General features: G+C 38.6%; 13 protein-coding genes. 8 read left to right on the forward strand and 5 right to left on the reverse strand.

Annotation, left to right across the window (positions count from 1 at the left end):
- The first annotated feature begins 227 nt into the window (after positions 1-227).
- Positions 228-467, forward strand: coding sequence for an exonuclease domain-containing protein (locus AAGC65_RS22580; RefSeq protein ID WP_343114733.1), 240 nt, complete (start codon positions 228-230; stop codon positions 465-467).
- Entirely contained in the window at positions 446-775 is a 330-nt protein-coding gene (locus tag AAGC65_RS22585; RefSeq protein ID WP_343114734.1) for a 3'-5' exonuclease, read from the forward strand. Before AAGC65_RS22580 ends, AAGC65_RS22585 begins: the two co-directional genes overlap by 22 nt.
- 234 nt (positions 776-1,009) lie before the next feature.
- Here the strand turns inward: AAGC65_RS22585 and AAGC65_RS22590 are convergent, their stop codons facing one another.
- Positions 1,010-1,186 (reverse strand): helix-turn-helix domain-containing protein, encoded by a 177-nt coding sequence (locus AAGC65_RS22590; protein ID WP_343114745.1) that lies wholly within the window; start codon positions 1,184-1,186, stop codon positions 1,010-1,012.
- Between the two features lie 81 nt (positions 1,187-1,267).
- On the opposite strand from AAGC65_RS22590, the gene AAGC65_RS22595 reads away from it, so the two are divergent.
- The gene (locus AAGC65_RS22595) at positions 1,268-1,615 is read left to right on the forward strand and encodes a hypothetical protein (RefSeq protein ID WP_343114735.1); all 348 of its coding nucleotides are present in this window, start codon (positions 1,268-1,270) and stop codon (positions 1,613-1,615) included.
- On the forward strand, positions 1,608-2,315 hold the full coding sequence (locus tag AAGC65_RS22600) for a hypothetical protein (RefSeq protein ID WP_343114736.1): 708 nt from the start codon (positions 1,608-1,610) through the stop codon (positions 2,313-2,315). The genes AAGC65_RS22595 and AAGC65_RS22600 overlap by 8 nt, the downstream gene beginning before the upstream one ends.
- 56 nt (positions 2,316-2,371) lie before the next feature.
- Here the strand turns inward: AAGC65_RS22600 and AAGC65_RS22605 are convergent, their stop codons facing one another.
- Positions 2,372-3,367: a hypothetical protein gene (locus AAGC65_RS22605; RefSeq protein WP_343114737.1), complete on the reverse strand. Its 996-nt coding sequence runs from the start codon at positions 3,365-3,367 to the stop codon at positions 2,372-2,374.
- A 246-nt stretch (positions 3,368-3,613) separates the two neighbouring features.
- Positions 3,614-4,024, reverse strand: a complete 411-nt coding sequence (locus AAGC65_RS22610; protein WP_343114738.1) for a hypothetical protein — start codon at positions 4,022-4,024, stop codon at positions 3,614-3,616.
- 154 nt (positions 4,025-4,178) lie between these two features.
- Here AAGC65_RS22610 and AAGC65_RS22615 point away from each other — a divergent pair, with 154 nt between their 5' ends.
- A complete protein-coding gene (locus tag AAGC65_RS22615; protein ID WP_343114739.1) occupies positions 4,179-5,216 on the forward strand; it encodes a hypothetical protein in 1,038 nt (345 codons plus the stop codon).
- Between the two features lie 66 nt (positions 5,217-5,282).
- On the opposite strand, the gene AAGC65_RS22620 is transcribed toward AAGC65_RS22615, so the two are convergent.
- Positions 5,283-5,693 (reverse strand): hypothetical protein, encoded by a 411-nt coding sequence (locus AAGC65_RS22620; RefSeq protein ID WP_343114740.1) that lies wholly within the window; start codon positions 5,691-5,693, stop codon positions 5,283-5,285.
- 247 nt (positions 5,694-5,940) lie between these two features.
- On the opposite strand from AAGC65_RS22620, the gene AAGC65_RS22625 reads away from it, so the two are divergent.
- The 3 genes from AAGC65_RS22625 (at position 5,941) to AAGC65_RS22635 (ending at position 8,575) form a co-directional block, all read left to right on the forward strand.
- Positions 5,941-6,270 (forward strand): YegP family protein, encoded by a 330-nt coding sequence (locus AAGC65_RS22625; protein WP_343114741.1) that lies wholly within the window; start codon positions 5,941-5,943, stop codon positions 6,268-6,270.
- 139 nt (positions 6,271-6,409) lie between these two features.
- The gene (locus tag AAGC65_RS22630) at positions 6,410-7,603 is read left to right on the forward strand and encodes an acetylxylan esterase (protein ID WP_343114742.1); all 1,194 of its coding nucleotides are present in this window, start codon (positions 6,410-6,412) and stop codon (positions 7,601-7,603) included.
- Positions 7,604-7,753: 150 nt separating this feature from the next.
- Positions 7,754-8,575 (forward strand): glycosyltransferase family 92 protein, encoded by an 822-nt coding sequence (locus AAGC65_RS22635; RefSeq protein WP_343114743.1) that lies wholly within the window; start codon positions 7,754-7,756, stop codon positions 8,573-8,575.
- A gap of 71 nt (positions 8,576-8,646) precedes the next feature.
- Here the strand turns inward: AAGC65_RS22635 and AAGC65_RS22640 are convergent.
- The coding region (locus AAGC65_RS22640) for an SDR family NAD(P)-dependent oxidoreductase (RefSeq protein ID WP_343114744.1) at positions 8,647-9,470 on the reverse strand (824 nt) is incomplete at its 5' end.

Consider the following 9,470-nt stretch of genomic DNA (forward strand, 5'->3'; position numbering starts at 1 on the left):
AAGTGTGTATACGCCAAAAGTGTATCGAGGGTTCGAATCCCTCCCTCTCCGCTGAAGTAGCATTTAAAACATCAAAAAGACCGCATCAAAAATTGATACGGTCTTTTCTGTTTAGGATAGCTGAACTTTTTGCGCCTTGGTTTTAAACTCCGATTATTTTTTCGTATCTTCTTGTGAAGAAGCTGAATGGTTCGGCTTTTTAAACAAATAAAATGAAATAATAAATTATGGAAACAACAAATGAAATAATCATTGTTGACCTTGAAGCTACGTGCTGGGAGCCTGGCGGTAATTATCAAAAACAGCAAAGTGAGATCATTGAAATTGGTATTTGTAAATTGAATATGGAAACCGGCAAAATAACTGCAAGCGAAGGTATCCTTGTAAAACCTATCAAATCTGAAATCAGTGATTTTTGTACCCAATTAACTTCTATACCTCTCAAATGGTATATGAACGCGGGGTAACTTTAAGTGAAGCCTGTGACATTCTGGAAAAAAGTTACAATTCAAAACAACTTACCTGGGCCAGTTATGGCGCTTACGACAGGACAATGCTTAAAGATCAGTGCATGAAATTAGGAATACCTTATCCTATGTCGGATCATCACATCAATGTAAAGATACTTTTTTCTGAAGTGCACGGATTAACTAAGGGAGTTGGCATGGCGCATGCTTTACGTATGTTAAATCTGTCTTTAGAAGGTACGCACCATCGTGGTGTTGATGATGCCAAAAATATCGCGAATATCCTTTATCAGCTTGTGGAGGCATAATTGCCCGTTATTCCAGAACACATCAATCGTTCAAAAAGACTCATCGGTATTGTGAAGTTTTCTTCCCGCAGCCGCTCCCGTACCGCTGTTGGCAACTGTAATTACAATTACTTTTCATTTAGATTGCTTATCATCTTTTTTAAGCAAAGATCGCTTGTAATTACAACAGGTTGTTAGACTCAAATGGTCACTTTTGTTGTCTCCAATACTCAGCTATCAACGCTGATTTCAAGCTTATATCCCTTTGCCATGAATACTAACCAGCTTCACAGAGGGGTCATTTTCCAATTTCTTCCTTAATTTTGATATGAACGTATCCAAGCTGAGGCCTACAATCACGCCTTCGTCTTCCCAAACTTCTTTTTGCAGCCTGTTTCTATCTATAATTTCATTTGGAGCCTGTGCAAAAATGCCCTAAACAATATTTTATTATAAAAGTACTTTGAAATACAAAGTTATATTTTATAAATTTGTATTTCAAAGCATTACGTCATGAAAATATCTAAAACCAAATTCGTTATAGGCTTCCTGGTTTGCGCCTTTGCCTTTCAATTTCTTACATCTTCGGTTTTAGGGCCCGAAGTACGCCTATTCCCCTCTGGCAACAGCAGTGCCTTCCTGGGCCTCGGCTCTCCTGTAGCATGGAAGAATATCATATCTATGATCTTATTACCTATAAAAGCTGTGTTAATTGGGCCGCTCATCCCTTTTATTAATTTTTTGAGGCAAGACCCTGATACACCACCGCCATTTTTCCTGGTGGGCTTTGCATTTTACTGGACCCTTCTTGCCTTATTCATTTATTATCTGAGCAATAAGTTCAAAGTTCGTCATGCTTAAATTAAGAGCCATCTATAATGAAGCCAGGGCCGACAAATGGTTTCAGCGTTTTGCCGTTTTCTGCCGTATCGTACTGGCTATTAGCTTCCTTCCAACCAGCATTGTCAAGATCATGGGGCAACGCTTTGCCGAAGGACTACCGCATAATAATCCTTTGGGGCATTACTTTGATGCCTTATTATTAACCGGTTATTACTATACTTTTATTGGCATAGCGCAGCTAACCATTACTATACTTTTACTGATCCCCAGAACAGCTTTGCTGGGTGCTATCGCTTATTTTACCATGATCATTAACATCACTGTACTCACCTATGCCACCCGCTTTGATGGCACTCGGCTTATTACCTTTATGTTGTTGGCCTGTTTATATTTATTGATATGGGATTATGACCGTTTAAAGCATCTTTTTATTAAACCAACTGAAACGACAGCGCCTGTCATCGCTCAACCGTTGGGTAAAAAATTGCGCGTTTACTTTTTTGGAGGTTGTATTGCGCTGATTACGCTCATCATCGCAGGCACTTTTTATATTTATGAGATCATGCCCGGTAATTCTGAAGAAGAGTGCCGCAATCAATGCGGAAGTAAGAACCCGAACGCCTGCCAGGTTTTTTGCGATTGTATTTACAAACAGGGAATGCCTTTAGATACCGCTTTGGCCATTTTTAACCGGACGAAGAATCTCCGCAAGCCTTAATGAGCGCGTTATGATCCTTAATTGTACATTAAAGGATTTTCCTATTCTCTACGTCCTCACTTACGTCCTGGACGTTGAATCCTCGACCTAACAAATGCCGGTACAAAACAAACCAGCAGATGCGGCCTTTTCCAACGATAACATTTTTGGAAAAAGAACATGGACACAAATAAAAATACGCCTGCCCCGATAGCTACCTGTAAAGGATAGGATAATACCCTGCTCACAGGAATAATCATTGGAACCAGGGCAATAGCACAAGCCGGAACAAATATTTTACCAACAACCTCGAAAACAAAGAAAAGACATACAAAAAGCAATAACACCGTAATTAACAAGGAAACACCCAGTTTTATATGCAAATAATACTGAAACATTGCTCCTAAAATAGCCGAAATGATGATCAGTAAATAAACTTGCAACGGACGGTTACGAAACCCTGCCGATGAAGTGCTGAATTCTATGAACATGGTTATCAGCGGCGGTACTATAAAATAAGGATTTCCTGTATACAGCGGAAGTGCCCCTATAATCAGCAAATAAAAAAGCAATTTGATCCAATGTCCGGGCCGATGTTCATGATGTCCTCTTTCTTTCCTGTAAATAATAACCTGCTGCGGTTTCTTTTTTACAAGAAGCCACTGACCCAAAACTACTAAAACACTCATGATGAAAACAGAAAGCGGATAGATGAACGAATCTGTGCCCAGTAATAAGGGCAACAAGGCAGCCGAAGTTATAGGCACCAAAGTGGTACGGGATATTATTAAACAAAACGAAGTAAAGGTGAACGATATGGCAACGTTTACCAAAGCTGGAAAAGGAGAATACCTTACCAGCAATACTCCAAAAACAGCACTAACTGTCAATAACAGCACAAACATTGGCTTACTAATTGTCCATATCTGTTTATCAACCACCCACAAACCCAATACCAATGCAGATATTTCCGGAAATAAAATCTCCGGTTGTTCAAGCCATTCCGAAACACCAACCATTAAACCAATAATGATGAGTGATAATATATACCGAATTAATTTACGCTTAGTCATTTTATTTTAAACCTTGTATTTCAACTTATCAAGCCGTGCACCCCATTCGTAAAATATAGAATAGTGTTAATCAAGTCTGGGCTGATGATATATTTCTGAAATTCTTTATAAGGCAACTTTGTTATTTACAAAGAATTCAGCCTAATCAAAGGTACTGTGAGGCCACAAGTTGCTATGGTAATATTCAGTGAATTTTCGGTACTTTTTACTTGTTCTAATAAGTCTATCAACCAATTGGCAGGCTCATTAATCAAACTTTAGAAAAAAGAGATAATTTTCAGGATCATCTACTACTATTGCAGGCTTTCCTTTAAACAAAATTATTTTACCATTGGCCTGGCTGCGATGTCGCATTTTATCTTTCAAAAGTTCTTCATGAGAAAACTCTTTAGATCCCCGAAGATTTGGATCGGCTTTCTCAGTAATAATTATGATAAATTGGCACTTTTTTAAGGTTGAGTCACTCAAATAAACCAACTCCTGAAACGAATCTTTTTGCCCCTTTATCCTTACAATCTTACTTTCATAGTCGTAGCCATAAACATTTTTGAACTGTCCAATGTATTGAGATGCTAACGATGCCGGAATAAGCTTTTGAGCACGGCTTGTTAAAATTTCACAAAATATTATCAGAACACTTAATATCAAATATTTCATAACTAAAGATATGCGAAAATTGATGGCTATTCATCAGATTCCATTAAAGTTGCAAGTATTGTGATAATGTATCATAAACTGTATAAATATGCCAGTGATACATAAATGCTTATGAAATAACTTAGAGTATATTTTTTAAACATCAATATCACCTATGAAAACACCAAAATTTAATCATTGCCAATGGTACGCCATTGTATTGGCTTTTGCCGTAATTTCCGGTTGCAAGAAAGAAGCAGCGCCGGAGCCGTCAACAAATTCAACTGCGTCATCAAGCATGGCAACTAAGCAATCGTTAGTTACGCAAGCCGGTCAGCTTTATATTGGTACTGCATTTTCAGCGCCAACAATAAACTCCATGACAAGCATTGCTTCCGCATCAAACGGAACTATGTACGTTTCAGATTATCCGGACGATGTAATTTACAAAATTGCCCCAACTGGAACTGTAACCAAATTTGCCCAAAACGTAAACAGTCCCTCCGGCTTAAAGGTGGCCAAAAACGGAGATGTATACGCGGCCCTTTATTTTGACAATAAGATCATTAAAATTACAGCGGCAGGTGTGGTTGATACTTTAAAACTTAATCTCACTCTAAACCACCCTACGGATGTAGCGGTAGCAGATGATAATACATTGTATATTGCTGATGGCTTTCACAAACGCATACTGAAGGTTAGCCCTGCAGGCGTAGCGACTGTACTTGCCGGCAAACTTGGCAGTACCACTGATGCCATTGATGGCCCTGGTGATGTAGCCCGCTTTAATTATCCTACTACGATAAAATTAGGGGCCGATGGCTACTTATGGGTGGTTGACGGCGATAAAACGGGTGGAAGCGGTTTAACCCTGCGAAGGGTAACGACACAAGGTGTTGTGAAAACGGTTCTGAATGTTTCCGGAAGCGGCATGAGAATTTATAACATTCAACCGGCCAAGCTTGATGCAAACTTTAACCCAACAACTTACGGAAATGTATTTATTTTATTTGACCACAACAATAAAATAACGCAGTACAATACGTTAAGCGGCACACAATTGCCGGTAACCCAAAACACAACCTCAGGTTACGTTGACGGGCCAATAGCAACCGCGTTGTTACAAAGTCCTATGGCATTATCAATTCGTGAAAATGTGCTGTATGTAACCGACAATATCGCACATGTAATTCGGAAAATTTATAAAAAATAGTTTTGGCCTAAACAAAAAAGCACCGGAGGCAATCTCCGGTGCTTTTTTGTTTACTAAGTTGAATCCTTAGTTTACCTTAAGCTTATCTGCTGTTTTAAGATAAACCTTTTTACCGCTTTCTGATACAGTGTACTGACCACCTTTAGGGCCTAAGTATATGGTTCTGCCTTTGGCATCCTTTCCTATGGCCTTATCTTCCGATTTGTTTACACCCTCGCTTGCTTTTGTAGTCGCAGCCTTAGCACGAGTTGTTTTTTTAGCCGTAGCGTCTGTTGCAGCATCTGCTTTTTTAGTTGCTGCAGCTTCTGTAGTTGCAGTAGCATCGGTAGCTGCATCTTTGGCCTTTTTATCGGCTTTAGTAATACTTGTTTTCGCTTTTGTTTTTCCTTTCTTTTTCAGCGAATCTGTTTTTTGTGCAAATGCGTTCGCGCTTAATAAAATAAAGCAGGAAAGCGCCAGTGTGAATAGTTTTTTCATAATAAAAGATTTAGTTTAAAATTGATAAAATGGATTTAAGAAAACAACGCATTTTTATAATAAGATCTTCCGTAAAATCAAAATCGATTTGTTTGTACCAGGCCTTTTCTTTTATTTAAATACGCTTTAAAACTATATAAATTTGCAAATATTTTTCCAATATAATACACCTGGTTATCAATAAATTTCAGCATTTGATTTATTAAAAAATTATATATATTCTTGTTTATAAAAATCAATTAAAATTATGGGAAAGTTTTTAACAAAAACAGGCAAAGACGGTCAACACTATTTTAATCTCGTAGCCACTAACGGGCAGGTAATACTTTCGGGCGAAGGTTATACCACTGCATCAGCCATGAACAACGGTATCGAATCAGTAAAAAAGAACGCGCCCCAAGATGCCCGCTATGACAGGGAAGAATCAAAAAACGGAAAGTTTTATTTTAACCTGAAAGCGACCAACGGCCAGGTTATTGGCAAAAGCCAAATGTACGAAAGTGCCACCAGCCGCGATAATGGCATTGAGTCTGTAAAAAAGAACGCGCCGGAAGCTCCTGTTGTTGAAGAAGAATAAATAATAGCACCTGCTATATCGGTATATTGCCGTTGCAGATAAGGAAAGGTTAAACGCTGCCCGTCTTTAGGGGTTGAACTTGTTTAGCCTTTCCTTTTTTAGTATTGTACCCTTATGTTTTCCTTGTACCGTTTTCTTTATGCTTAAAAAATTGATGATTTGTATCCTGGTTGTTTTTGCTACAAAAGCTCAGGCGCAAAATTACGATGAAGCGGAAGTGCCTGTTTTTACCTTGCCCCATATTTTAAAAATGGCAAACGGACAGCCAGTTAATACCGTTAAAACCTGGGAGCAAAACCGCAGGCCGGAGATACTCCACCTGTTTGAGGATAATATTTATGGTGCTATGCCCAAAACCTATGATCACATAGCCTATAAAATAACTGCTGAGGATAAAAACGCCATGAACGGCAAAGCCCACCTAAAGATAGTAACGATAACCGTTTATAATTCACACACATCTGTAGATATTCATGTTACTTTGTTTACCCCCAATAATGGGAAACCCGCAAATCCTGCTTTTTTGTTCATTAACAACCGGGATAACAACAATACCGATCCCACAAGAAAGATAAAAAGCGATTTCTGGCCTGCCGAAATGGTTATTGATAGTGGTTATGCCATTGCCACATTTAATGTTAATGATGCCGCGCCTGATAATAAAGACAACTATACCAATGGTGTACTAAAATTATATCCCAACCAGTTAACTGCCGATAATGGCATGAAGGCGATTGGCTGCTGGGCCTGGGCTGCAAGCCGCGTAATGGATTATTTTAAAACAGACAGCAGCATTGATTTTGCTAAAGTTAGCATAGTAGGGCATTCGCGAGGAGGCAAAGCAGCTTTATGGGCCGGAGCTGAGGATCAACGTTTCGCTATGATATTTGCCAATTGCTCGGGCAATACAGGAGCTGCTTTAGCCCGCAGACAATTTGGCGAAACCTTGAAGGTCATTAACTCCCACTACCCGTATTGGTTTTGCAACAATTATAAAAAATACATTGATGATGTAAATAAGTTGCCGGTTGACCAGCATATGCTTATAGCATTGTTAGCTCCAAGGCCCGTTTATACTACCAACGCCACTAAAGACCTATGGGCCGACCCATCAGGCTCATACCTTTCCGTTTATTACGCTCAAAAGGCATACGAACTGTACGGGATAAACCCTGATCTTAAAGCCAACCCACCACCACCTAACAGCCCGATCATTCATAAAACTATAGGGTACCACATCAGAGAAGGCATTCATGATTTGACCAGTTACGACTGGAGCAAATTTATCCGCTTCGCTAGTTATCAATATGCTCACTCGATTACAAATAAGTAATTACAATTTCTGAATAGTTCAGAGTTTCAACAGCCCTTCCTTTATATATTTTTAAGCGCTTCTAAAATTTAATATTAGTAATATATTTGATATAGTTTATGCTAATTAATAATAAATATCGTTTTTAGGATAAATTTCGAATATACTTGAATGTTACAATCTATTTTTAAGCTAACACCGCCCTATAAATATCCCGTAGCCATTTGCTGCATTGCTAAGCATGAAGATCCTTATTTAACTGAATGGATAGATTACCATTTAAAAATCGGAGTAAGCCGGTTTTATATTTATGATAATGAATCAAGTATCCCTATCTCAACTACTTTAAGTGCATATATAAAAAAAGGAGTTGTAGTAGTTGAACCTATATCCGGAATGGTAAAACAAATGCCTGCATACAGCCATTGTATAGCCAATTACGGATCCGAATGCCAGTGGATAGCTTTTATTGATGTTGATGAGTTTATAGTGCCCAAAACTTTAACGGGCAATCTTCCTGAGTTTTTGGATAATTATAAAAGCTATGGAGGACTTGGTATTCATTGGTTAGTATTTGGTTCAAACGGGCATTTGGAAAAACCCCAGGGATCACAATTAGAAAGTTATACCAGGCGATCGCTCAAAACAGAGGGAGTAAACGGTCATATTAAAAGTATAGTTCAACCCAGGTATGTTAAAGGCGTACCAAATCCACATTATTTTCACTATAAGCGGGGGAAATATTGTGTTAATGAAGATTTTGAAAGAATAAATGGCGCTATCGCCAAACACACATCAAATAAAATACAGTTAAACCATTATTTTTTACGCTCATTGGAGGAGTTTAAACTAAAGATTGCGAGAGGCAGGGCAGATAACGGGGAAACCAGAAATTTGGATGAATTTTATTTTGTTGATAAATTATCTAACTTAATTACAGACGAAAATATAATAGAATTAAAGTTAGTATTAGAAAAAGAAAACGCTAATTAAACCACCCTATAAAAAAGCACCCGCATAACTTATATGCGGGTGCTTTTTTATTTGATAATAACAGAGTAAAATTATTTACCGTGTGCTGCGGCCGATACTTCTTTCCACTCCTCCCAGGTATTTAAACGCTGTTCGTAAACCTGTTTTACCCAAGGGTAAGCAACTTTACCAAGAGTAAGACGTAAGGGAGGATTTTCTGAAGCAACCAATTGCAGTATCGCATCCTGAGTAGCTTCCGGAATACCGATAGCATCTTCAGTTAAACCACCAAAAAACGCTTTTTTCAGGCCATCATAAACCGGGTTTGCTGTGGTATGAACAGCCGAAGCACCAGCCCAATCTGTGCCAAAAGTATTTGGTTCAACAAGGGTTACATTTATTCCAAATCCTTTTACCTCAACAGATAAGCTTTCACTTATTGCCTCAACCGCGAATTTTGATGCATTGTATAAGCCTAAAACCGGCGGGGCCACAAGCCCAACAACACTTGAAACCTGGATAATGTGTCCATGACCTTGCTGGCGCATAATAGGAATAACTGCCTGCGTAACCCACAATAAACCAAAAAAGTTAGTTTCCATTTGGTCGCGCGCTTCTTTTTCAGTGGTCTCTTCAATGGTACCAAACAAGCCATAACCGGCATTGTTGATCAGCACATCAATTGAACCAAAATGTTCATTAGCTTGGTTCACAGCTGCAAAACAGGCATCATGATTGTTTACATCCAGTTCAATAGGTAAAACCGAATCGCCATAAGCGGCTGTCAGGTCTTTTAACGCGTCAAGGTTTCTGGCAGTAGCAACAACCTTATTGCCTTGTTTTAAAAAGGCTTCCGCCCAAATTTTTCCAAATCCTTTGGAAGCACCTGTAATAAAAATAGTTTTTGACATATGGA

Origin of the sequence: Mucilaginibacter sp., from assembly GCF_039207105.1 — a bacterium.
In the GTDB taxonomy this organism is placed as follows: Bacteria; Bacteroidota; Bacteroidia; order Sphingobacteriales; family Sphingobacteriaceae; genus Mucilaginibacter.